Genomic DNA, 23,068 nt, shown 5'->3' with positions numbered 1-23,068 from the left:
CGCAATCCATGCGGGATGGGGTGACATGGCTCATCGCCATCTTGGGTGAGAGCGATGGGCCGGCCGCATACGCAATTCCTTGGCCCAAAAGGCCAAGCAACGCTCCAACAAGAAGCAAGAGAGAAAGACGAGCTTTCAACACCCGGATACTATCCCAATTGTCAACGCCGAGGTCAATACGGGTGGTTTGCCGGGTGCCGTAGTGCCGGCATGAAGCGCCGGGGAAGATTTGCCGCTCACAAGACAACCTGTCGTTTAGGCGCCGTGGCTAGCAAAGACACGCCGGCCAGCGGCACCGAACGCAATGACGTCATAGGGCTGGGTTCTCATGCCGGGCACCTCCATGCCCGGTGAGCCCATCGGCATTCCGGCCACGGCCAAGCCGCGCACGCCTTTAGGATGCTGGGCCAGCGCGCGCTTCATGTCCGCGATCGGGACATGTCCCTCAAACGCCATGCCGTCGATGATCGCGGTATGGCAGGACGCGAGGTCAGCGGGCAGGCCGATCTTACGCTGCAGCACCTCACGGCGATCATCGTCGATGATCTGGACCTTGCGGCCGAACTGCTGACGCACCTGCGCCGCCCATTTCTCGCAACAGCCGCAACCCGGATCGCGGTGCATGGCGATGTCGGCCGCGGCCGATGCGACCGCTGGGATGGTCATTAGCAAGGCGGCGACGGCGCCACGAACACCATTCTTCATCATCAGCTCCTAAAAGGAAATCCCCGCCCTGCCGGGGGGTAGGGGGATCGACAGGGCGGGGCAGCGCTCCCTTATTGCGGGCGCTTGCCGTGCTTGCTGAGCCACGCCTGCAGCTCGGCAATATCCTTTTCCTGTTTCGTGATCGTCATCTGCGCCATGCGCTTGGTCTCGGCGTCGCGCGCGTCACGCACCGCAACGCGCGACATGGCGATGGCGCCTCGGTGATGCTCGATCATCTTGCGCGTCCACATTTCGGCCGCGTCGCCCTGCTTGGCCGCCATCATCTTCTGATGCATGTCCATCTCGGCCTGGCCGTAGGGATTGCCGGCCATCATGCCCGCCATGTCGTCGTGGTTCATGCCGGCCATCTGACCGTGGTTCATGCCCTGCATTCCGCCGCTCTGCTGCGCGAGGGCGGGCGTGGCGAGCAGCGCCAAAGCTGCGAATGTTGGTGCGAAGCGCATTATTGATCTCCCTGGGTTCTAAGACTTCTACGCGTGCGAGGCGGCTATCCCTCACCCGGGGTGCTAGAACGCGCGAGAAATTGTCAGGAAACAGGACTTTATTTCCGAGGGCTACGCTCCTGAGCCGCGTATATTATGCCTCGATCACGATGTTGCGACGCCGCGTTTTGGGCCATCGCATGTAGAGAAGCACTGCCCCCCCTAACCAAAGCGCAAGCCCACCGATCGCGAAGGCGAGCAGCCAGGGCGTGTTGAAGTTCTCGTGATTCGTCCAATCCATGATGTGAAGGCCCCAGAAGAAGTCGTAGAGCCGCCAAGTGCCGGTTCGGACAGCCGAGATCCGACCGGTGTCGGCCGCGACAAAGACGCGGGTGGAATCGAGGTCGGCGAACGCGACGCGCCAGGCGGGGAGCGTGCCGCGATATTCGGGGCTGGCGCGCTCGATCCGCTCTACCTTCGCCGCTGGTCGAGCACCGCCACGCCATGCCAAACGCGCGATCTCCTCGGCCTCACGAGCCGTTGGTGCTGGCAGCGCTTGGCCCGTCGCGGCGTCGAACAGGCGCGTTCCCTTGGCTGTCGCGACCTCGGCGACCGGGCGGCCAAGCCACATGCGATAGGTGATGGCCTCGATGGGCGCATCTGCTGCGCCTACGATCGCCGATGGTGGGGCGAACGTGCTGCCGCGGGGAAGGGGCGCCGCGGCTTTGCGGTCAACGAGGTGATCGCCATGCACCCGATCGATCGGCAGGAAGCTCATCAGGGCGCCGCTTGCGAACCATAGCAGGAGCTGCGCGCCGATGATGATCGCGAGCCATTTGTGCGTGCGGCTCGCGAGTAGATGCAGCCTCAGTTTCGCGCTTTTCAGAACCACTCCTCCCTCAACCTCGTCGCCGGGGTCACTTCATACCCGGCATGTCCTTCATCATCTCGTCGTGATCGGCCGGGGCGCTCGCGACCAGTGCCTTATACTGTTCGGGCGTCATGCCGGGGAGCTTGCGGACGAACGCGACCATATTCCAAATTAGGGGGTCGGGATGCGTCTTGCCCCATGCCGGCATGGCGCTGAGCTTCACCCCGTGCTTGATGATCCAGAATTGCTGGGCGGGGGTGAGATCTTGAGCGCGCGCGAGTTCCGGCGCCTGTGGATAGAGGCCCTGGCTCATCTCGGATTTCTCGACGCCGGGGCCGAGATGGCAACCGGAACACATTTCTCCGTAAAGGCCCGCGCCGACTGACACGCGCTGCGCCGATGCCAGATCGGCCGGGGGTGTTATGCCGCGCGCGCGTGCCTCAATCGACCGATCGCGCAGGCGTTCGAGCATTGAATAGACCGCCGGCGTGTGCGGTTCGTCGGCCGCGATGTTATACACGCCAAGGTAGATAAACGCGGCTGCGCCCAGCGCCAGGACGATCGCCAGGGCGCCTACGAACGGCAGGCTCGGGAAGTGCTGCCTTATCGAGCGCCTGCCGTCTTGAGCCATCTGTTCCTCCATCGATCAGAACCAGACACGAACGCCGGCGACGATGCTCTTGGACGTTGCGCGATCCCCATCGGCGCGCGCGTAGCGGGCGGTGTCGCCGAAGCGGCGATCCCATGACACGCCGACATAGGGGGCGAACTCGCGCCGGATCTCATAACGCAGCCGCAATCCAAGCTCGGCGTTGGATAGGCCCGATCCGATCCGGTTTTCCGGCACGTCCTGCGCAGCGAAATTGAGCTCGGCGCGCGGTTGCAGGATCAGCCGCTGGGTGATGCGCTGGTCGTAATAGCCCTCAAGCCGCCCTAGCAGGTCGCCCTTGTTGGACAGGAATACCGCGCCCTCTAGCTCGAAGAAGCCCGGTGCCAGCCCCTCCAGCCCGACGGTCGCATAGGTGCGTTTCGGGGACGGCCCCAAATCCTGGCGGACACCCGCTTGTAGATTGAAATAAGGGCCAATGGTCCGGCTATAGAGCGCCTGCACCTCGGCGCTCTCGATGCCCTCGCGGAAGGCTCCCTCGCCCTCAGACTTGATGAAGAGGCGGTTGATGTCACCCCCGAACCACGCCTCGCCATCCCAGCGATAGCCGTCACGACCGTTGCGGAATTGATACTCAGCGAGGTTCAATAGCACCTGGCTGAAGTTTTGACCGCCGTGATGCTGCTGAAGGTGATGGCGACCCATCGCCATCGCGTCCGCGCCGTAAACGCTGTCGGCCGCATGGTCGGTCGGCAGGGGCGGGGCGGGGGCGTTTCCTGCGGGAAGCGCGGTGCCAGTCTGCTGCACCCCATCGGCCGCCATGCCTGGCATTCCGGCCATTCCCGACATGCCCTGCATGTCGTGGCCGCTGTGCTGGTCGGCTGGCATGGTCATCCCCGGCATCGCCGAATGGTCCATGCCCTGCATCGGCTGCTGGGAGCCCTGAGGGACCGTTTGGCCGTTTCCGGGCATCTGCATCCCCGGCATGGCTTCCATGCCCTGCTGTGAGCCCTGCGGAGCCGCATGGTCCATGCCGGGCATAGACGAGTGATCCATGCCCGGCATGGTCCCGTGATCCATACCATTCATGCCGGCCGTTGGCGCGGCGCGGCGTTTCGTCGTCGAAGCTGATGGTCGCCTCGCAGGAGCTGACCTAGTCTTGGCCGGCTTGCCTTTGGCCGTGGGCTTCACCACCGGCTTCTTTTTCGCAGGCATCGGCATGGTCATGCCCGGCATTGCCGAATGATCCATGCCCTGCATCGACTGAGCGGCGACAGGACCGGCGATGCCGAGCATGGTGGCGGCGGCGAGCGCCGCGGTCAGCCGGTTCATGCCGCCTCTCCCGCGAACGGGCGAACGGTGACGACGCGCATCATGCCTGCGGTCATGTGGTAGAGATTGTGACAGTGGAACGCCCAATCGCCGGGTGCATCGGCGGTCAGATCAAAGGTCATCTTGCCTCCAGGCGGCACGTTGACGGTGTGCTTGCGCGGCGCATGATTGCCGTGCCCCGTCACCAGCTCGAAGAAATGGCCGTGGAGATGGATGGGGTGCGGCATCATCGTATCGTTGACCAACGTCACCCGCGCCCGCTCGCCTTTGCGGAACGGGATGGGGTCGGCGGGATCGCTCAGCTTCTGCCCGTCGAAGCCCCACATGTAGCGCTCCATGTTACCGGTCAGATGGATCTCGAACTGACGCGACGGCGCGCGCACGTCGGGGTTGGGCGCGAGCGAAACGAGGTCGCGATAGGTGAGGACGCGGTGATCCAGGCCCTCCAGACCCTGGGGCGGTTCACCGCTACGGTCCTTCGGCATCGGGGAGATGGTCTGCACGCCCGGCCCCATCTTCACGCCCGGCGCATTCTTCGGGTCGCGCATGTTCATGTTCATGCCGCCACCCGACCCGTGGTCCATCCCGGCCATGCCGCCAGCCTGGCCCGATCCGCCCGACATGGCACTATGGTCCATGCCGGCCATGCCAGCACCGCCCGCTGCCATTTGGCTATGGTCCATCCCGGGCATTACAGCGCCGCCCATCTGGCTGTGGTCCATGCCCGACATGCCGGACATGCCCGCCATCGCTGCGCCTGCCGCGACCGTCCCGTGATCGGTCGGCCCCTTCCAGCCCGTCAGCTTCCAAAGATTGCGCGAGGCGTTCTGCATCAAGGTGGGGTCCGGCCCGCGCGTGGCGACCGGGCTCTCGTCCTTCATGCCGGACATGCCCTGCATCCCGCCCATGCTCCCCATGTCCATGCCCATATCGGTCATGGTCAGCAGCGTGCGCGGACGAAGCGGCGGGACCGGGGCGACCATCCCCTCACGCGGGGCGAGCGTCGCCCGGCCCATGCCGGAGCGATCGATAGCCTCGGAGACGAAGCTGTAGGCCCGGTCCTCGGGCGTCACGATCACGTCGAACGTCTCGGCAACGCCGATCTGGAACTCGTCGATCTTCACCGGACGGACATTCTGCCCATCGGCCTGCACGACGGTCATCGGCAGGTCGGGGATGCGGACGTTGAAGTTGGTCTGCGCCGCGGCGTTGATGATCCGCAAGCGGACCCGCTCGCCCGGCTTGAACAGCCCCGTCCAGTTGTCATACGGCCCGTAGCCGTTGACCAGGAAGGTATAGGTCGAGCCGGTGACGTCGGCGATGTCGGCGGGGTCCATTCGCATCTTTCCCCACTCGATCCGGTCCTTGAGCGGCATTTCCCGACCCGCGAGCAAGCCCGCGAGGGTCGGCCGCTGATAGTTGAAATAGGCGCCGCCCATCTGCTTCAGCTTCCGGAAAATCTGCTCGCCGGTCATCTGGCTGTGGTCGGACAGCACGATCACATGCTCGCGGTCGAACGCGATCGGATCGGCACCGGCCGGGTCGATCACGATCGGCCCGTAAAGTCCGCCCTGCTCCTGCTCGCCGGAATGGCTGTGATACCAGTAGGTGCCCGACTGGATGATCGGGAACTCGTAGATGAAGGTCGAGCGCGCCTTGATGCCGGGGAAGCTGATGCCGGGCACGCCGTCCATCGCGAACGGCACGAGCAGCCCATGCCAGTGGATCGAACTGTCCTCGTCGAGATTGTTGGTGACGGAGAGGCGGACCTTTTGCCCCTCCTTCAAGCGAATGAGAGGGGCCGGCACCGTGCCGTTGACGCCGATTGCGGGCGTCGACTTGCCGTCGACGGGAAGTCTGAAACTGTCGATCGTCAGCGCGATGTCAGTGCCCGAGACGGTCGGCAGCGGTTTGACGATCCCGCCCGAGACAGGCTGCGCCCACGCGGGCATATAGGCGGTCAGCGCCATGCCACCGCCAGCAAGGGCGGCGCCGCGAAGCATCTGGCGGCGATCGATAGTGCGGCTCATACGGTCCTCAAGGCTCTCGAACGGGAGTGTCCCTCTAGCCTTGATACGCAGCTCAGGGCGCTATCCCTCAGCGCCCGCCCAATCGCTCCAGCAACTTCGATCGCGCGCGATAGAGGCGGGTTTCTACCGCCTTTTCGCTGATCGACAACACTGCCGCGGTTTCAGCCTGGCTCAACCCCTCGATCGTGCGCAGCACCAAGGATTCCTTCAATGCGGTCGGCAAGCCCGCAATGGCGCGCGTCACGCGGTCGAGTTCCTGTCGGTCGCCCGTCGCGTCGTCGATCGCCACCTGGTCGTCTGCAATGGCTTCGGCTTCCGGGCCGATCGGTGCGGCGAACGCCAGAAAGCGCCGCACGGTGCGCTTGCGCCCCCAATCGCGGCACTTGTTGATCGCGATCGTCGATAGCCACGCGCGCATCGATCGATCGCCGTCGTAGCGGGGCAGGGCCTGATGCGCCGCGACGAAGGTCTCCTGCAGAAGGTCCAGCGCCTCGTCGGCCTCGCCGACGCACGCGCGCACCATGCGGAAGATTGACTGCCGATGGCGGCGCATGATCTCGGCGAAGGCGGCTTCGCGCCCGGCGATGCTGAGGGTCGCCAGCTCGCCGTCCGTAAGCGTGGTCCAGTCGAGGCTCACGCGCCGAACCTCAACGTGCGTCGTCGGTGAGCGCCTTCACCACGGCCTGATCGAACTGGCCGGTCTGATTGGGCCGCAAGAGCTGGCGCATGGCGAAGATGTGCGCCAGCGTCGCTTTCTGGAGCTCGCCCATGACGGCGTGGCTCTGGTCGACCGCTGCGGCGACGCGCGGCCCGTTGCCATGCTCGGCCTCGATCGCTTCAGCGAGCCGGGCATTGTTCGCCCGCAATTCCAGCTCGAATGCGCGCCGCTGCACGGCGAAACGCTGCTCCAGCACTTCAAGTCGCGCTTCCTGGTTGGCGTCCAGCGCCAGCTTATGATGCAGCACGTCGTGCAGCTCCGAGCCGGGCTGGGCACGTGGCGGAAGTAGCGCCCGCCCCACGAACACACCGATGATCGCGGCGATGAAGCACGCGACAATGCCAAGCAGAAGGCGGATGCGGCCGCTCATTGCACGCCGACGAGCAGCGTGGAGGGCGCGAGCGGCGACACCGGCCCCAAGGGCGATAGCGAAGCCGCGCTGGCTTCCTTCGCGGGCACACCGGCACCGAAGATGCCCATGACGAGCGCCGCAGCGATCGTCATTGCCCCAACGCCTAAGCCGGCGCGCGCCGCTGGACGTGCGGCGACCCGCGCCAGCACGCGATCTTCCATGCCATCAAGGCTCGCGGGCACGGGTGCTTGCGCCAGCCTCATCAATACTGCGTCGAGGTCCATGTCGTTCACTCCACCCCTCTAGCATGGATTACGCAAGCGACGCGCCCATCCCTCAAATCCATCCGTGAGGGGTGGTCGATCGGGGCGCGTAATGAAGGACAGGAACCCTCCTGTCGAAAGGCCCCCTATGCGCCGCCTATCCGTTCTGACTGCTGCTGCCGCTCTCGTCATGTTCGCCGGAACGGCGAACGCCCATCCTAAGCTGGTGTCGGCATCGCCGGCCGCCAATGCGACGGTCGCGAAGCCCGCTCGTATCGAACTTCATTTCAGCGAGAAGCTGATGCCAGCCTTCTCCAAGGCCGATCTCACGATGGCAGCGATGCCCGGCATGGCAGCCATGAAGATGGCCAGCGCCTCCGCGCTCTCGTCCGATGGCCGGACCCTCGTCATCACCCCGAAATCGCCGCTCCCATCGGGTCGGTATAGCGTCGCGTGGAATGTCGTCTCGACCGACACCCACAAGGTCGCAGGAACCTACGTCTTCGCGGTGAAGTGAGGCGATGGGGGACTGGTCGCTTATCGGCGTCCGCTTCGCGCTCTACGTGACGCTGGCTGCGCTGTTCGGCCTTGCCGCATTCAGCCTTTATGGGCTGCGGGCGCGCGAGCGCGGCGACGCGCTCGCGCTGCGTCCCTGGTTCATCGCCAGCGCTGGCCTGAGCCTGTTGTTTTCAGGCGCCTGGGTCGTGCTGATGGCCTCCTCAATGGCCGGAACGCCGGCCTGGCCGATCGACCGTGAAGCAGTCGGCGCGCTGCTCACCGGCTCTGCGATCGGAGCAGCATGGAAGCTGCGCATGGTCATGGTGGCCCTCGCGGCGCTGGCAGCGCTGGTCGCGGGCGGGCGCGGCATCTGGCTGAGCATCGTCGCGCTCTGCTCGGCCGTGGCACTCGCAACGCTGGCGTGGACCGGACACGGCGCGATGGACGAAGCCGTGATGGGCTGGGTCCACCTCATCGTCGACATTCTCCATCTGATCGCCTCGGGCGCTTGGGTTGGCGCACTACTGGGGCTGCTCCTGCTCGTCTCCCGACCCGCGGCGCGCGTAGACGCGGCGCATCTGGGGCTGACGCACCGCGCGCTGCACGGGTTCGGCGCGATCGGGACGGTTGTGGTCGGCACGATCCTCGTCACCGGCCTGGTCAACGGCTGGATGCTGGTCGGGATCGGCAACCTCGCCACGCTTCCTGCGACGCTCTATGGTCAGCTCCTGATCGCAAAGCTGGCGCTGTTCGTCGCCATGCTAGGGCTCGCCTCGCTCAACCGCTTCCGGCTCACGCCGGCATTCGAGCGGTCGATCGCAGCGGACGATCACAAGGGCGCCCTCGGCGCGCTGCGGACAAGTCTGGCGATCGAAACCGCCTGTGTCATCGCGGTTCTCGGGCTGATCGCCTGGCTCGGGACGCTCGCGCCGCCTGCATCGGCGATGTGATGCGCGGCCGGGGAGCCCTCGCGGTCCCCGGCCGTTCACGGGGCCGCGCCTGATGGATCAGTCGATCCTGCTCGACGAGACGGGGAGGATGCTGGCCGTGGCCGGCCTGATCTGCGTGGTGCTGCTCGTGCCGATGATGATCGTCGGGCTGATAATCAGCATCATCCAGGCGGCGACGTCGATTAGCGAACAGACGCTGAGCTTCGTGCCTAAGCTGATCGCGCTAGGCGTATGTTTGGTGATTTTCGGGAGCGCAGCGACCGAGCTCCTGACCAAGTTCACGGCCGAGCTGTTCGCTGTGATCGCGAGCATGGGCCGTTGATATGCAGATAGCTGCGCGGGCGGGCGACCGCCCGCGCAAGCCCCGCTATGCCGCCATCCGATCGCAGGAATCGGCGCACTTCCGGCACGCTGCCACGCAATCCTCCATGCCGCCCAGGGCCTCGCAGCTCGCTGCGCAAGCCCGGCAGATCTCGGCACACTCGCGGCAGATATGCTGATGGTGGGCGGACTTGCGCGCCATGAAGTCGATCGCAACCGCGCAAATTTGCGCGCAGTCGGCCATGATCTTCATATGCTCGGGCGCGGCGTGCTGGCCGCCCATTTCGAGGCAATGGTTCATCGCCATGTGAAGACAGGTCACATGGCATTCGTGGCAGGCGTCCATGCACGCCTTCATGCCGGGGTCGATCTGGTGCATCGCATTATCTCCGTATGAGCCCCCGCCTGTTCCTAGATACGCGCGCCGCGCGATCACCCCTTGCCGCGATCTCCGTCGTTCGCGGCAAGTTACATGGCCCACCGACCGAACAGCGTCGCAACGATGATGCCCGCGCCAAGCATGATGAGCGTCAACACTGTCATCGCGGCGATCTGAGGTCCGGTCACGCGCGCGCCGGCCGCCATGCCGCTCATCCCTGCCATTGCGTCGTGTCCCATGTCCGGCATCGGCGTGGCCGATTGCCGGTCCGCGCCGACTTCGTGTCCGCCATGCCCCAGCGCGCGCACCGTGCCCATGCCGTGCTTCAAGCGCACGCCAACCAGCCAAAGGTTGATCGGATAGGCGACTGCGAACCCGACGAGTGTCGCCAGCGACATGACGCCCCAAAAGCGGAGCGAGCTGGCGTGCATCGCGGCCATGTCGCGGCTCATCAACACCACCATCGTCGGGATCATGCCGGCCATGACGGCATTCATCGACAGCCATTCGGGGATGAACGACATGCGAAGCGCGCCCCAATAGGAACCGCCCGCCATGTCGCGCATGAAAAGCGCCTGGAAAATCAGCAGTCCGAACGCGAAGCCGAACACATATTCCGCGATCACGTCCTGCCACATCGGCAGGCCGAGCGCCGTGGTGATCGCGGCTGCGGCGATGACGCCGGTTGCATCGCCCGCCATGCAATGGATGGCCGAGCCGAACGCCTGCTTCCAGAGCGGTCGAACGAAATCCTCGTGCCGCTCGTTCGCCGGCTCCTGGCAGGACAGGACATAGGCCGCGGCCATGATCGGGCCACCATAGAGCGTGACCAACAGCCACCCCCATTTCATCACGCGCAGCTCGGGGTTGCGGGTGAAGGCATCCCACGCGACGTAAGCGACCGAAAGGGCGGTCAGCACGAACCACCCGATCAGCACGGCGTCGAGCCAGGGGGCCGGGGATGGCATCGTCACGGCAGCACTCCTCTACATGCTAGAGGATACGCGGCTCTCCGGATCATCCCTTGCGCGGAGCGGGCTAGGCGAGCTTGCTGGAAACGGCCTTGATCGCTTTCAGTCCCGATCCGAACCGCGCGATGGCCTCCCGGTTCTTCTCCAGCTCGCCATAGGGCAGGTAGGATATGTCGAGGTCGGCTACGCGGCTGAACGCGGGCCGCTGCAACTGCGCGCGAACGTCCGTCTCGCGCGCGTCGGGCGCGACAAGGAACAGCCCCGCGGTCGCGTGAAGGTCGCCACCGCTCAAGGCCAGGTCGAGCATCCTGACGATGCCCGAATAGATCGAGGTCGAATGCTCCACCTCGAACGCCGCGGCGACATGATCGCCGGCCTTCTCAAGCCACAGCACGTCGATCAGCCGGATCGAGTCAGCGCCCTTCGACGTCGCGATCGTGTCGGGCAGGCGCTCAAGGCATCCTGCGCCCAAGGGTGATCCGTCGAAGGCGCGGCTGCGGTCGTTCGCGGCGATCCATACGTCATAGCCGAGCGCCAACCCTAGATCGCGAAGCCATGCCTGGATTTCGGTATGGGTGCGCTCGTTCTCGCCCTCGCGCTGAGCGGCCTTGCTGAGCGTGCGCGCTTCCTCGCGCGCCGCCTCAAGCCGCTGCCCCCAGCTCGCCAGCGTCGCGCCGCTCACGTCGAGGGGCGGAGCCGGATAGCGATCGGAGCCGATGTCGAACAACAGACCGCCGATCGCGCCTAAATCATTCGATAGCAGCTCGCGGAAGCGGTCGTTGAGATCGAGGATGCCGGTCCGCATCGCCAGAAAATGCTCCCAGCTCCCGAGCTTCACATTCGCCCCCGTCAGCGCGTTGTAGCCCTTAACGATTGCGGTGTTGAAGGGCGGCACCAGCGTCGGGTGAAGGAAGTAGAGGAGGTTGGCGACCGCCGGACCCAGCCCCTTGATCTTCAAACGGTCGATCGCGTGGATATGGCTGATGATCTCCTCGGCCGTGTCGCAACAGGAACAGGCGTCGAGCAAGCGGCCGAACGCGCGCTGATTGTCGGGGCTCTCGTAAATGTCGGGGATGCGGAGCTTCGGCTTCCAGAGGAACGCATGGTCCGCGCCCTTGAAGATTTGCCGCTGCTCGGCGACGGAATGGACGACGGTTTCGAGCGACGATCCGCGGTAGGCGACGCCGAACGTGCCGCGCTCGATCTCGCCGACAACCTGGGTGATGCCGCGCCGGATTGATCGGAAGTTCTTCAACCGCTCGTCCCAAAGAAACCAGCTCCGATAGGTCGCGCCCTGATCGTCACGCCAGCGGGCAATTAAGCGGCGCACCAGGCCGTCATGGTCGGTGCCAGTAGAAAGACTGTCGATCTGCGCTGCCATATGTCCCCGATTGCCCCCGGCCCGCGTTTGGCGAGCTAGTAATAGACCTAAGCTGCGGCCCTTATGGCGTCGAGGGTGTAGAGCTGGCCCCCGCAATATGAGGGCAACGCCGCTCCCGCGCGTAGATTCAACATACACGCCAGCGGTGCCGACAGGGCCTTGACCCTAACACGGTGTCATACCCTACATGCTCTCGGGTCGAAGGAGTCTTGCCATGAACGACCCTCATTACCATTCCCAAGCCGGGCGTTGCGGCTGTTCGAAGCCTGCGCCTGAATCGGTCTCCACGCCCTCATCCTGTTGCGGGGGCGGCTCGGCCGCTCCCGCAAAGATCGAGCACGAACATCATCACACCGAAGCGGGCGGCTGCTGCTCGGGCAGTAAGGACAACGATGCCGCAGCAGCAGTGATCGACGCGGTGTGCGGCATGACGGTCGATCCCGCAAAAACGACACACCATGCCGAGCACGCTGGTCATGCCTATCATTTCTGTAGCGCAGGGTGCCGGAGCAAGTTTGTCGCCAATCCTGACGCCTATCTGAGCGATAAGCCGAAACCGGAGCCGATGGCGACGCCGGGGGCGATGTGGACGTGCCCGATGCACCCGCAAATTCGCCAGGAAGGGCCGGGAACTTGCCCAATCTGCGGCATGGCGCTCGAACCCGAAGAACCGTCGCTCGACGATACTCCCAACCCTGAGCTGGTCGACTTCACGCGCCGACTGTGGGTGGCGGGCGCGCTCACGATCCCGCTGCTCGTCGTCTCGATGTTCGCGGAAATGTTAGGCCTGCATGTGGTTAGCCCTGCGGCCTCGCCTTGGGTCCAGCTCGCACTCACCGCGCCGATCGTGCTGTGGGCGGGCTGGCCGTTTTTCGAGCGGGGGTGGACATCGCTTCGTACCCGCCATCTCAATATGTTCACACTGATCGCGATCGGCGTAGGTGCCGCCTTCCTCTATAGCGTGGTCGCGACGCTCGCGCCGGGCATCTTCCCAGCGACCTTCCGCACGCATGGGAGCATGGTTCCCGTCTATTACGAGGCGGCCGGCGTCGTGGTGACACTGGTGCTGCTCGGGCAAGTGCTCGAACTGCGCGCTAGGGCGGCGACAGGGCGCGCGATCCGCGCTCTCATGGATCTCGCCCCCAAGACGGCGCGACGCTTGCAGCCTGACGGTTCTGAAGAAGAAGTCGGGCTTGCCGACGTGGCAACCGGTGACCGGCTGCGGGTCCGCCCCGGTGAAGCCATCCCGGTCGATGGCGTCGTGGTCGAGGGTCGTTCGTCGGTCGACGAAGCCATGCTCACCGGCGAACCCGCGCCGGTCCTCAAGGAAGTCGAGGCGATCGTTACCGGGGGCACCGTCAACGGGACGGGCAGCCTGGTGATGGAAGCCCGCGCGGTTGGTTCGGACACGATGCTCGCGCGTATCGTCCGCATGGTCGCGGAAGCGCAGCGAAGCCGCGCCCCGATACAGGCGGTCGCCGATCGGGTTTCAGGATGGTTCGTGCCGCTCGTCGTGCTGATCTCGATTGCGACCTTCATCACTTGGTCGCTGGTCGGCCCTGAGCCGCGCATGGGCCATGCCCTGCTTAACGCCATCGCAGTGCTGGTGATCGCCTGCCCGTGCGCGCTCGGGCTCGCCACGCCCATGTCGATCATGGTCGGCACGGGACGCGGCGCTCAGGCCGGCGTGCTGGTGAAGAACGCGGAAGCCTTACAGGGGCTGGAAAAGGTCGATACCCTTGTCATCGACAAGACGGGTACGCTCACGGAAGGCAAGCCCAAGCTGATCGCGGTCGAGACGGTCAGCGCGGTCGGAGAGAACGACATGCTCGCGCTTGCCGCGGCCGTCGAAGGCCAATCCGAACATCCGCTCGCGCACGCAATCGTCGTTGCCGCCAAAGAACGAGGATTGCAGCTCGGCACAGTCGCGGACTTTGCCTCGCAAACCGGGCTGGGTGTCAGCGCCACGGTGGGCGGCCGCTCGGTCGTGATTGGCAATGCGGTGCAAATGAGCCGGATCGGCGCTGATCTCAAGCCGGTCGACGCCGCGGCCGATCGTCACCGTGGCGAAGGCGCGGGCATCATCCTCGTCGCGATCGACGGGGCGCTCGCCGGTCTGCTCGCAGTCGCCGATCCGGTGCGCGCATCGGCGCGCGACGCTATTGCCGCGCTTCGCAAGGAGGGCCTGCGGGTCGTCATGCTCACCGGCGACAATCGTGGGACGGCCGATGCTGTCGCGCGCGCCGTGGGCGGTCTTGATGACGTGCGCGCCGATCTGCTGCCGGAAGACAAGGCGCGTATCATCGGCGAGCTGAAAGCGAGCGGCGCAAGGGTCGCAATGGCGGGCGATGGGATCAACGACGCCCCGGCGCTCGCCGCCGCGGATGTCGGCTTGGCGATGGGAACGGGAACAGACGTGGCGATCGAAAGCGCCGGCATGACGCTCACGCGCGGCGATCTCTCGGCGATCGTGCGCGCCCGCAAGCTCGCTCGCGCGACGATGCGAAATATCCGCCAAAACCTGTTCTTCTCGTTCTTGTTCAACGGAATCGGCGTGCCGGTTGCGGCCGGCGTGCTTTACCCGGTTGCCGGTATCCTGCTGTCGCCGATGCTGGCCGGTGCAGCGATGGCGCTCTCGTCCTTCACCGTGGTCCTGAACGCACTGCGGCTCAACGCGGTAAAGCTGTGAACATCGGAGCGGCGTCGGACGCCAGCGGCGTCTCCCAACGCATGATCCGCCACTATGAAAAGATTGGTTTGGTGCCCGCGCCGCCACGGCGCGGGAACTACCGGGACTACGCCGACGCTGACGTTCATCGGCTGCGATTTATCGCCAACGCGCGCGACCTGGGGTTCCCGATCGAGGAAATCCGCACGCTGCTGGGGCTGTGGTCGGATCGCGATCGGTCGAGCGCGGAAGTGAAGACGCTGGCGGAAGCCCGCGCTGCCGAACTGGGCCGCAAGGTCCGCGTCTTGGACGCCATGCGCCGCTCGCTTACCGGGCTCGCCCAAGCCTGTCATGGCGATGATCGGCCTGATTGTCCGATCATCGAACGCTTGGCTGAATAACTTGCGCGGCTAACTTTTACTCCACTTGAGCGTGATCGTGCGTCGCACCGTTTCACGCGTTTCGCGCTGCGGCTTTGCCGCACCCCTCGATCGCCGCGCGGTTGGCCGTCACGATCCTGTCGGCCCCGACGATGGCGCGGAACGCGGTGGGACTGGCGCTCTGGATCATACGCTGCCCGGCTTCCCAGCGGGGCAAGTCGAGCGTCCGCGCCGCCATGCGCTCGGGCCATTGCCAGCTCGCCGGTGCGATCTCGCGCGCGACCAGGCCCGGCACGATCGCCCATGCGAGGATGCCGGCCGCCACCCCACCCAGGGCAAACCATAGCTGCCGATTCTTCTGGTCGGCGCGTGTCCATGCGGACCCGGCGATGGCGCGAAGATCGGCCATGATGCGGGCCTTGTCCTCGCCCGCCTTGGCGAGCGCCGCCTGATCCTCGCGCCGGGCGGCGCTGCCCGCCGCGGCGATGCGCTGCGCCATCTGCTCCGGCGTCATCGCCAGCGCCGGGGCCGCTTTCAGGAATTGGCCGATGCGCGCGACGTTCTCGCCTGCCGTGTTCACGTTCTGCTGGAGCACGCCAAGCGTCTCGGTATGGTCGGGTATGTCGATCGCCGCGCTCGGCCGCCAAGCCCTCCACGGCGCAGCGCCAGCTCGCCGCGCATGGCCTCGAACGCCTCGGCCGCGCCTGCTCCGCCCTGATCGTCCTCGTTCGTCACCTGTCGTGAGCCTGCAACCCGTGATATTCCTCCGAGTTAATCAAAGGAGACCCAACAATCACCGGACCGGTCATGCCTAAGACACCACACACGAAAGGCCCGGACGAAACCCTTTCTCTCCTCGCCGATCCCTATCGGTTCATCTCCAGGCAGTGCCAGCGCCTAGGCGCAAACGCTTTTGAATCCCGTTTCCTGCTGAAAAAGACCAACTGCCTTAAGGGGGCCAAGGCCGCCGAAATCTTCTACGATACGACCCGCTTCGAGCGCGAAGGTGCCATGCCGGTCGCTATTCAGAAGACACTGCTGGGCCAAGGCGGCGTTCAGGGTCTGGACGGCGAGACCCATCGGCACCGCAAGCAGATGTTCATGGGCCTGATGACACCAGAGCGCGTGCGGGCGCTGGCGCAATTGTTCGAGGCCGAGTGGCGCAGGGCGGTGCCGGGCTGGACGCGCAAAGGAGAGATCGTCTTCTATGACGAGTTGCATGAGCCGCTGACGCGAGCGGTATGCGCTTGGGCGGGAGTTCCTCTTCCGGACGATGAAGCCGGCAACCGCGCGGGCGAGCTGCGGGCGCTGTTCGACGCCGCCGGCTCGGCGAGCCCAAGGCATCTTTGGTCACGGCTGGCCCGTCGTCGCGTCGACGCATGGGCGAAGCGGATCATTGAAGGCATTCGGGCCGGGAGCATCGGCTCGGGCTCGGGGACCGCGGCTTACGCGATAGCCTGGCATCGCGACCGGCACGACGATCTTCTTTCGCCGCACGTCGCAGCGGTCGAACTGGTAAATGTCCTTCGCCCGACCGTCGCGATCGCAGTGTACATCACCTTCGTCGCCCACGCGCTGCAAACCTGTTCAGGGATCAGGGCGGCCTTGGTTCAGCAGCCGGACTATGCCGAGCTCTTCGTCCAAGAGGTCCGCCGATTCTATCCCTTCTTTCCCGCTGTGGTGGCGCGCGCGAGCCAAGATTTCGAGTGGGAGGGGATGGCCTTTCCGGAAGGGCGTCAAGTGGTGCTAGACCTTTATGGGAGCAATCACGACGCAGCGACCTGGGCCGACCCCCAGGAGTTTCGCCCTGAGCGTTTCAGGGCTTGGGACGAAGACTCCTTCAACTTCATTCCGCAGGGCGGCGGCGATCACTATCTCGGCCATCGCTGTCCCGGCGAATGGATCGTCCTCGCGATCATGAAGGTGGCGGCACACCTCCTCGTCAACGCGATGCGCTATGACGTACCGGACCAAGACCTGAGCATCGATTTCGCCAGGCTGCCAGCGCTTCCGAAAAGCGGCTTCGTGATGCGCAACGTCCACATAGGTGGCTAGGGCCGCGTGCCGTGGTGATGGTGATCGGCTCCGTTATCGACCGTTTGCGCGAGTACGGGGTGCGATGCGACATCTACGCAGTCGAATGTTGGTTCAGCAAGTCGATCACGGCGCACCTCGCCGCCCCGTCGCCTTCGCAACGGTCGATGGTCGCAGCCAGCAGGCTTTCTAGTTGCGCCAGATCCTCCATCTTAGCGCGCACACGCTCTAGATGGTGAGCCGCGATCTCGCGGACCTCACTGCATGACGCCTGCGCAGAACCGCCAAGAGACAGGATCGCGCGCACCTCGGCCGGGGAGAAGCCGAGTTCGCGCGCGCGACGGACGAACCCAAGTGCGCGGACGTGACCGGTCCCATATACCCGCCGCCCGCCGCTTGTGCGGGGTGGCGTTGCGAGAACACCAACGCGCTCGAAGTACCGGATCGTCTCGATATTCACGCCAGTCCGGCGAGACAGCTCGCCGATCGTGATGCTTTCCTCAACGCGCATATATTGCTTGCTCCTGTAGTCACTACAGGATGCATAACGGGCTAACCCGCTAGAGGCGATAGATGAACCAAGAGACCATCCCGCGTGAACCCCTAGGCGCACCAACGTCACGACGTCGCGCCGACACGGGGCTATCCGCCCTCGGCGCGCTTGCGAGCTTAGCCGCTGTTCTAGCTGCGGCGTCATGCTGCGTCCTGCCCCTCGCACTCGCGGCGCTCGGCCTGGGGGCGGGCCTGTCCAGCAACTTCGCCGCGCTGATACCACTACGGTGGCCGCTAACGGCGACCTCCCTCATCGGCTTGGCTGCTGGGTGGTGGGCCTACGCGCAGCGGCGGAGGTCCTGTGCTGGGGACCGGTCCTGCACAATGCCGCTGCCCTCGCGCGCGACACCTATCCTGCTCGCGATTGGAACGGTTCTGACGCTTATCGCGTTCGCCTGGGACCTCCTAGAAGCGCCGCTGATGAACGCGCTTTCCTGATGCAGCTCACCTCAACCCTGACCTGTCCCAAATGCGGCGGGGTGGCCACCGAAAGGATGCCCACCAACGCCTGCCAATTCTTCTATGATTGCCGGCATTGCGCGGTGGTGCTGCGGCCCCTGGCTGGCGACTGCTGCGTGTTCTGCTCATTTGGCGATGTCCCATGCCCTCCGATCCAGGAAGCGAAAGCAAACGGGACTGTGGCGGGCTGCTGCGGGTGAGGCGATAGCTTCACGTTTCTTCGTGAACTGGGGTCCTGCTCGCCAAGGTCGCGCAAGCGAAATTGCCTACTTCGGTCTTATTCGACCGGTTCCTGACCTGCCTCAACTGCTCATTTTCGAGAGGGCATTTGAACAGGATAGCATTTCGGGCGCTTCAAAAACCCTTGCTCCTCCAGTTGCTAGAGCATGTAACCGCAATTTGCTCTCCTGCGGACGGGGGGCTGGAGGTGGCTTTTTGACGGCCCGTGTTGAAGCAATCGGTATGTCTCGACGCTCATTAGTGGCGCGGTTGGTGGCCTGTGGAACCGGCTTGGTGCTCGGTTCTCCAACGCTCGCGCGACAGACTTCCCGGTCTGCGGCCTCGTGGAACTTCGGCGCGGCTCACCTCGAATGGGAGCCGCTGGAAGTCGGCACGGGTGATACCCTCCTTGTTTCGGCACAAGTGCGCGGAGTGCCGGCGCGGGCGGTGCTCGACAGTGGCAGCGGCGCGTCGATCATGAGCACGGCGCTCGCGGCGAAGCTCGGCTTGAACAATGGTGAGCGGCGCATGATTAGCGGGCTGAGCGCCAAGGCCCCGGTGCTGCTGGTCCGCGACATCGACGTACAGCTCGCCCGCGAAACCCGTCGCTTACCCTTTGCCGTTGTTGGTGATCTGAGTTCAGTGTCGGCGGCCTTCGGACGACCGATCGACGTTCTCCTCGGTGCCGATATGTTCACGGGCAGCTGCATCGCGCTCGATTTCGCGAACAGGCGTATGGCGGTCGTCAAGTCAGGCACGTTTCTCGCCGGCCCCGACTGGCGCGCTGTCGCGCTCGGACGCGGTGCCAAGCAGGAGCTGTTCATCCGGGCCTCCGTCGAGGGCCTGTCTCCCGTGCCCTTGATGATCGATCTTGGCAGCTCGGCCGCGCTGATGCTCTCGTCGGCCTATGCCCGCGATCAAGGGCTGTTGAACGGGAAGCTCGTCTCGACCGCGGCGATCGGCGGCGTCGATGGTGTGCGTATCAACGATGCTTTCACGATCCAGAACATCAACATCGAAGGGCTTGGCGTCTCGAACGTCCCCACACTCGGGATGAGAGCTTGGCTCTCCACCAGCACGGTTGGCAATGTCGGCCTACCGCTGATCGCTCAATTCGACGTGGTGTTCGACGTGACCGCCGGATTCGTGTGGCTCCGGCCACTCGGTCCTCGTCGTCGCCTGCCGATGCTGAAGGACCTTAGCGGCCTTGGCCTCGCAGCCTCACCAACGGCGCTCACCGTTGTTCATGTGGCGGCGAACAGTCCCGCGGAAAAGGCTGGCTGGGCGGTCGGCGACCGGATCGTGGCGGTGAACGGCCATTCGATCGATGCGAACTATACGCGTGGGGAGCTCTGGCAAGTGCGCTCCCGGCCTGCTGGCACCCTCGTAAAGCTGACGATGGCCTCGGGTGATGTGCGCGAGCTCAGGCTGGCCGATTATTATTGATCGGCTTGAGGGTGGCCTTTGCCGATCGCCTTCATGATCCGACAATCGGCCATGCGCGCCTTGGTGCAGCTCTGGCTGAGCATTGCCAACTCATCCCGCAACACCGCGAGTTGCGCCAGTCTCTCCTCCACATCCTTGAGGTGCTGAGCAGCGATAGCTGAGGCGGCACCACAATCCTGGTCCGGGTTCTGCGCCAGCCCCATCAACGAACGGATCTCGTCGACGGAGAAGCCAAGCCGGCGACCGTTGCGGATGAAGTGCAAACGCTCAATGTCACTGGCATCGTAGGTTCTGCGACCCGACGCCGTGCGAGGGGCGGATCGGAGCAACCCGATCGACTCATAAAAGCGGATCGTCGTCACCTTCGTCGAGGTCTCGCTGGCGAGCTGCCCAATCATCACCGGCTTCATCATGCCATCCTTGCTTATGCGAACGTGTCGCACATTTCGCTTGCTTCTACAGCGACTGGAGGTGGTAAGGAAGGCCGCATGAATGCTTCTACCGAAAGCTGCGGGTGCCACGGGGAGCCCGCGCGCGCGCAAACCGATCCGGCCTATCGCCGTGCGCTGCTGACCGTCGTGGTGCTCAACCTCGGCTTCGGAGTCGCCGAGCTGTTCGGCGGGTTCATCGCCGATAGCCAAGCGCTGAAAGCGGATTCCCTCGATTTTCTCGGGGACGGGTCGATCAGCCTTATCGGTCTTCTCGCGCTTGCCTGGTCCGCACGGGCGAGGGCAAAGGTCGCGCTGACGCAGGGGTTGTTTCTCGGTGCGCTTGGCGTGGGCGTAATCGGTTTCGCGATTTGGCGCGCCCTGAACGCAACCGCGCCGGATGCCGAACTGATGGGCACAATCGGCGTTGTCGCGCTCGCGATCAATGTCGTGTCCGCCTTGGTGCTTGCGCGTTTCCGGGAAGGGGACGCCAATGTTCGCGCGATCTGGCTGTTCAGCCGCAACGACGCGCTCGCCAATGTCGCGGTGATCGCCGCGGCCGGTCTGGTGGCGTGGACAGGAAGCGCCTGGCCGGACCTCGCCGTCGCCGGCCTCATCGCCCTCCTGTTCCTCCACTCCGCTTATGAAATCGTCACTGGCGCTCGGCGCGAACTGGGAGAGCGGTAGTGCGTCTGCTCACCTTGATCCGGGCAATGCTCTCGCTGCGGCTGCTCGCCGCGCTCGCTGCGCTGCTGATCCCTGCTGCGGCATTCGCCGAACCCGGCGACGTGCAAACCGCATGGCGGCTGCTCGACTATATGGCCGTCGATTATGGAGGCGCGGTCGCGAACGGTCGGATCAAGAGCGCGTCGGAATACGCCGAAATGAATGAGTTTGCCGCGTCGGTCTCGACACGGCTTCAAGGCCTGCCGGCGAAGCCGGAGCGCCAAGCCCTCATTCAGCGGGCCGCCAACCTCCAAGCGGTAATCGCGGAAAAGGGATCGACTGAACAGGTGGCAACACTGGCGCACGGGCTCGCGGCCGATCTGCTGCGCGCCTACCCGGTGCCGCTCGCGCCCGATAAGGCTCCGAACCTCGTCTCCAGCGATGCACTGTTCCGACAATCCTGCGCGTCCTGCCACGGGATGACGGGCAACGGCCGTGGCCCTGACGCCGCCAAGCTCGCTACGCCCCCGATTGCTTTCACCGATGCCGAGCGCGCGCGCCAGCGCAGCGTGTTCGCGCTCTATCAGGTGGTGACGCAAGGCATCGACGGGACCGCGATGCAGAGCTTCGCCGATCTGCCCAACGATCAGCGCTGGGCGTTAGCATTCCGAGCCGGGAGCTTCGCCTTCACGGATGCGCAGGCGCGCGAAGGCGAGCGGCTTTGGAAATCCGACCCGACCCTTCGCCGGCGCATTCCGGACCTGAAAACCCTGGTCGCGCTCACCCCGGCCGCGCTCGGCGCGGCGATCGGCGACGCCAAGGCTGACGCCGTGCTCGCGTTCCTGCGTCGTCATCCCGAACAGGTGATACAACAGGCTCCCGGCTCGCTCGCGGTCGCCCGCGCCAAACTCGCCGAAAGCGTGGCGGCTGCGCGGCGCGGCGATGCGCGCATGGCGAAAGAGCTGGCGCTGTCGGCCTATCTCGATGGGTTCGAGCCGATCGAGCCAACACTCACCGCGCGCGACGCGACGCTGATGGGTCGAATCGAGGGCGCGATGGGGGAGTTCCGCGCCTCGATCGACCGGGGCGCGTCGCCCGATGATCTCGCGGAGAAGGTCGCAGTACTGGGCGGCCTTTTCGACGATGCGGAAGCGGCGCTCGCGCCTGATGCCGCCACCGAAGCGTCCACGTTCCTGGGCGCGTTCACGATCCTGCTGCGTGAAGGGCTCGAAGCCCTGCTCATCGTTGTCGCCATGATCGCGTTCCTGCGTAAAGCCGAGCGCGGCGAGGCGCTGCGGTACGTGCATGGCGGCTGGGTCAGCGCGATCATCGCGGGCGGGATCACCTGGGCGGTCGCCACCTATGCGATCGGGATCAGCGGTGCGAGCCGGGAGCTGACGGAAGGGTTTGGCTCGCTGTTCGCCGCGGTCGTGCTGCTCTCGGTCGGGATTTGGATGCACGGCAAGGCGCAGGCCGATCAGTGGCAGCGCTATATTCGCGAGAAGATGTCGCGGGCGCTCTCGGGCGGGTCGGGCTGGTTCCTGTTCGGGCTGGCGTTCGTCGTAGTTTATCGCGAGGTCTTCGAGACGATCCTGTTCTATGCCGCGCTTTCGGCGCAAGGTGACAACGGGATGCTTCTCGCGGGGGCCGGGTCGGCGATTGGACTGCTCAGCCTGATCGCTTGGGCCATGCTTCGCTACAGTCGCAAGCTGCCGATCGCGCAGTTCTTCCGCTATAGCTCCTGGCTCATGGCGGTCCTGACCGTCGTGCTGGCGGGTAAAGGCGTCGCCGCGCTCCAGGAAGCCGGCCTTATCAACATCGCACCGCTCGCGGACGTGCCACGGCTGTCGATGCTCGGCGTGTTTCCCACTTGGCAATCGGTGCTGGCGCAACTCCTGATGGCGGTCGCCATTGCGGTCGGGTTCGCCTGGAACGGGCGCGACCGATCCCGCTCGGGTTCCGGCTCAGTGACCCTTGGTTCGAATTAGTGCAATGACATGAAAACCCTTCCGTGATAGAGGCAAGCTAGTGCGAGCCTTTTTGCCTTTCCTGACATGCCTGATGCTGGTCCTGACCAGCTTCTCCGGCATGGCCCATGCCGCCGATCTGGCGGGGGGAAGCATCGCGGGCGTTGAGTTCACGGTCCATACCGCCGGTGACATCGATCAGGTGCCATCGGACTCGGACAAGAATGTCCCGCATCATCACAATTATTGTCACGGACACGACGTCGGCGCGCCTGCGCGCACGACGATGGAATATACCCCCGTCCTCACAGTGCCCAAGCCGACAATCTCCGCCTCTGCGTCGCTCGACGGCCGCACCGGCATGGTCCATTTGAGGCCCCCCCAAGCCTGACGTCCGATTTGGGCGTGCGTTGGCGCGCCCCTGTCGA

At 65.0% G+C, this 23,068-nt stretch carries 27 protein-coding genes; 12 read left to right on the top strand and 15 right to left on the bottom strand.

Going from position 1 to position 23,068, the window contains the following annotated elements; all coding sequences use genetic code 11:
• Positions 1-255: 255 nt before the first annotated feature.
• The 9 genes from ASF14_RS05780 to ASF14_RS05740 all read right to left on the bottom strand — a co-directional run bounded on the left by ASF14_RS05780 (position 256) and on the right by ASF14_RS05740 (position 7,342).
• Positions 256-708, bottom strand: coding sequence for a DUF411 domain-containing protein (locus ASF14_RS05780; protein ID WP_017980778.1), 453 nt, complete (start codon positions 706-708; stop codon positions 256-258).
• A gap of 68 nt (positions 709-776) precedes the next feature.
• Entirely contained in the window at positions 777-1,169 is a 393-nt protein-coding gene (locus ASF14_RS05775) for a DUF305 domain-containing protein (protein WP_042469554.1), read from the bottom strand.
• A 133-nt stretch (positions 1,170-1,302) separates the two neighbouring features.
• Positions 1,303-2,040 carry a PepSY domain-containing protein gene (locus ASF14_RS05770; protein WP_017980780.1) on the bottom strand — a complete coding sequence of 246 codons (738 nt, stop codon included), beginning with the start codon at positions 2,038-2,040 and terminating at the stop codon, positions 1,303-1,305.
• Positions 2,041-2,065: 25 nt separating this feature from the next.
• A complete protein-coding gene (locus ASF14_RS05765) occupies positions 2,066-2,650 on the bottom strand; it encodes a c-type cytochrome (RefSeq protein WP_024310687.1) in 585 nt (194 codons plus the stop codon).
• Positions 2,651-2,665: 15 nt separating this feature from the next.
• A complete protein-coding gene (locus ASF14_RS05760) occupies positions 2,666-3,958 on the bottom strand; it encodes a copper resistance protein B (protein WP_043060765.1) in 1,293 nt (430 codons plus the stop codon).
• Entirely contained in the window at positions 3,955-5,988 is a 2,034-nt protein-coding gene (locus tag ASF14_RS05755) for a copper resistance system multicopper oxidase (protein ID WP_018251213.1), read from the bottom strand. The genes ASF14_RS05760 and ASF14_RS05755 overlap by 4 nt, the downstream gene beginning before the upstream one ends.
• Positions 5,989-6,055: 67 nt before the next feature.
• Positions 6,056-6,625 (bottom strand): RNA polymerase sigma factor, encoded by a 570-nt coding sequence (locus ASF14_RS05750; protein ID WP_018251214.1) that lies wholly within the window; start codon positions 6,623-6,625, stop codon positions 6,056-6,058.
• 10 nt (positions 6,626-6,635) lie between these two features.
• Positions 6,636-7,076 carry a periplasmic heavy metal sensor gene (locus ASF14_RS05745; RefSeq protein WP_017980786.1) on the bottom strand — a complete coding sequence of 147 codons (441 nt, stop codon included), beginning with the start codon at positions 7,074-7,076 and terminating at the stop codon, positions 6,636-6,638.
• Entirely contained in the window at positions 7,073-7,342 is a 270-nt protein-coding gene (locus ASF14_RS05740) for a hypothetical protein (RefSeq protein ID WP_020486670.1), read from the bottom strand. Before ASF14_RS05740 ends, ASF14_RS05745 begins: the two co-directional genes overlap by 4 nt.
• Positions 7,343-7,469: 127 nt before the next feature.
• Here ASF14_RS05740 and copC point away from each other — a divergent pair, with 127 nt between their 5' ends.
• From copC to ASF14_RS05725, 3 genes are read left to right on the top strand one after another with little or no spacing between them, the layout of a single operon-like run.
• On the top strand, positions 7,470-7,838 hold the full coding sequence (gene copC, locus ASF14_RS05735; protein ID WP_020486671.1) for a copper homeostasis periplasmic binding protein CopC: 369 nt from the start codon (positions 7,470-7,472) through the stop codon (positions 7,836-7,838).
• A 4-nt stretch (positions 7,839-7,842) separates the two neighbouring features.
• Entirely contained in the window at positions 7,843-8,769 is a 927-nt protein-coding gene (copD, locus tag ASF14_RS05730; protein ID WP_017980789.1) for a copper homeostasis membrane protein CopD, read from the top strand.
• Positions 8,770-8,821: 52 nt separating this feature from the next.
• Positions 8,822-9,091, top strand: coding sequence for a flagellar biosynthetic protein FliQ (locus ASF14_RS05725; protein ID WP_017980790.1), 270 nt, complete (start codon positions 8,822-8,824; stop codon positions 9,089-9,091).
• Between the two features lie 45 nt (positions 9,092-9,136).
• Here the strand turns inward: ASF14_RS05725 and ASF14_RS05720 are convergent, their stop codons facing one another.
• The 3 genes from ASF14_RS05720 to ASF14_RS05710 all read right to left on the bottom strand — a co-directional run bounded on the left by ASF14_RS05720 (position 9,137) and on the right by ASF14_RS05710 (position 11,821).
• On the bottom strand, positions 9,137-9,469 hold the full coding sequence (locus ASF14_RS05720; protein WP_017980791.1) for a four-helix bundle copper-binding protein: 333 nt from the start codon (positions 9,467-9,469) through the stop codon (positions 9,137-9,139).
• Positions 9,470-9,558: 89 nt separating this feature from the next.
• The gene (locus ASF14_RS05715; protein WP_017980792.1) at positions 9,559-10,437 is read right to left on the bottom strand and encodes a DUF4396 domain-containing protein; all 879 of its coding nucleotides are present in this window, start codon (positions 10,435-10,437) and stop codon (positions 9,559-9,561) included.
• Between the two features lie 70 nt (positions 10,438-10,507).
• Positions 10,508-11,821, bottom strand: a complete 1,314-nt coding sequence (locus ASF14_RS05710; RefSeq protein WP_017980793.1) for a hypothetical protein — start codon at positions 11,819-11,821, stop codon at positions 10,508-10,510.
• Positions 11,822-12,152: 331 nt separating this feature from the next.
• Between ASF14_RS05710 and ASF14_RS05705 the strand changes: the two genes are divergently transcribed.
• Positions 12,153-14,510: a heavy metal translocating P-type ATPase gene (locus ASF14_RS05705; protein WP_371262954.1), complete on the top strand. Its 2,358-nt coding sequence runs from the start codon at positions 12,153-12,155 to the stop codon at positions 14,508-14,510.
• Positions 14,507-14,890, top strand: coding sequence for a Cu(I)-responsive transcriptional regulator (gene cueR, locus ASF14_RS05700; protein ID WP_017980795.1), 384 nt, complete (start codon positions 14,507-14,509; stop codon positions 14,888-14,890). Before ASF14_RS05705 ends, cueR begins: the two co-directional genes overlap by 4 nt.
• Before the next feature lie 52 nt (positions 14,891-14,942).
• On the opposite strand, the gene ASF14_RS05695 is transcribed toward cueR, so the two are convergent.
• Entirely contained in the window at positions 14,943-15,464 is a 522-nt protein-coding gene (locus ASF14_RS05695; protein ID WP_017980796.1) for a DUF6118 family protein, read from the bottom strand.
• Positions 15,465-15,676: 212 nt separating this feature from the next.
• On the opposite strand from ASF14_RS05695, the gene ASF14_RS05690 reads away from it, so the two are divergent.
• Positions 15,677-16,924, top strand: a complete 1,248-nt coding sequence (locus tag ASF14_RS05690) for a cytochrome P450 (RefSeq protein ID WP_017980797.1) — start codon at positions 15,677-15,679, stop codon at positions 16,922-16,924.
• A 73-nt stretch (positions 16,925-16,997) separates the two neighbouring features.
• Here ASF14_RS05690 and ASF14_RS05685 read toward each other — a convergent pair whose 3' ends face one another.
• Complete coding sequence (locus ASF14_RS05685) at positions 16,998-17,414, bottom strand: MerR family transcriptional regulator (RefSeq protein ID WP_017980798.1); 417 nt, start codon at positions 17,412-17,414, stop codon at positions 16,998-17,000.
• Between the two features lie 62 nt (positions 17,415-17,476).
• Between ASF14_RS05685 and ASF14_RS05680 the strand changes: the two genes are divergently transcribed.
• The 3 genes from ASF14_RS05680 (at position 17,477) to ASF14_RS05675 (ending at position 19,579) form a co-directional block, all read left to right on the top strand.
• On the top strand, positions 17,477-17,893 hold the full coding sequence (locus tag ASF14_RS05680) for a mercuric transporter MerT family protein (protein ID WP_017980799.1): 417 nt from the start codon (positions 17,477-17,479) through the stop codon (positions 17,891-17,893).
• A complete protein-coding gene (locus ASF14_RS22480) occupies positions 17,893-18,114 on the top strand; it encodes a GDCCVxC domain-containing (seleno)protein (protein WP_081609171.1) in 222 nt (73 codons plus the stop codon). Before ASF14_RS05680 ends, ASF14_RS22480 begins: the two co-directional genes overlap by 1 nt.
• Before the next feature lie 262 nt (positions 18,115-18,376).
• On the top strand, positions 18,377-19,579 hold the full coding sequence (locus ASF14_RS05675; RefSeq protein WP_082442099.1) for an aspartyl protease family protein: 1,203 nt from the start codon (positions 18,377-18,379) through the stop codon (positions 19,577-19,579).
• Here ASF14_RS05675 and ASF14_RS05670 read toward each other — a convergent pair.
• Positions 19,573-19,989 carry a MerR family transcriptional regulator gene (locus tag ASF14_RS05670; protein WP_004212867.1) on the bottom strand — a complete coding sequence of 139 codons (417 nt, stop codon included), beginning with the start codon at positions 19,987-19,989 and terminating at the stop codon, positions 19,573-19,575. The genes ASF14_RS05675 and ASF14_RS05670 overlap by 7 nt on opposite strands.
• A 78-nt stretch (positions 19,990-20,067) precedes the next feature.
• Between ASF14_RS05670 and ASF14_RS05665 the strand changes: the two genes are divergently transcribed.
• From ASF14_RS05665 to ASF14_RS05655, 3 genes are all read left to right on the top strand, one after another.
• The gene (locus tag ASF14_RS05665) at positions 20,068-20,694 is read left to right on the top strand and encodes a cation transporter (protein WP_004212870.1); all 627 of its coding nucleotides are present in this window, start codon (positions 20,068-20,070) and stop codon (positions 20,692-20,694) included.
• Positions 20,694-22,661, top strand: coding sequence for a cytochrome c/FTR1 family iron permease (locus tag ASF14_RS05660; protein ID WP_018251218.1), 1,968 nt, complete (start codon positions 20,694-20,696; stop codon positions 22,659-22,661). The genes ASF14_RS05665 and ASF14_RS05660 overlap by 1 nt, the downstream gene beginning before the upstream one ends.
• Positions 22,662-22,734: 73 nt before the next feature.
• Positions 22,735-23,031: a hypothetical protein gene (locus ASF14_RS05655; RefSeq protein WP_007406840.1), complete on the top strand. Its 297-nt coding sequence runs from the start codon at positions 22,735-22,737 to the stop codon at positions 23,029-23,031.
• Positions 23,032-23,068: the final 37 nt, after the last annotated feature.

The organism is Sphingomonas sp. Leaf257 (assembly GCF_001422185.1).
Classification (GTDB): domain Bacteria; phylum Pseudomonadota; class Alphaproteobacteria; order Sphingomonadales; family Sphingomonadaceae; genus Sphingomonas; species Sphingomonas yabuuchiae.
This window is presented reverse-complemented; position numbering and strand designations above follow the sequence as displayed.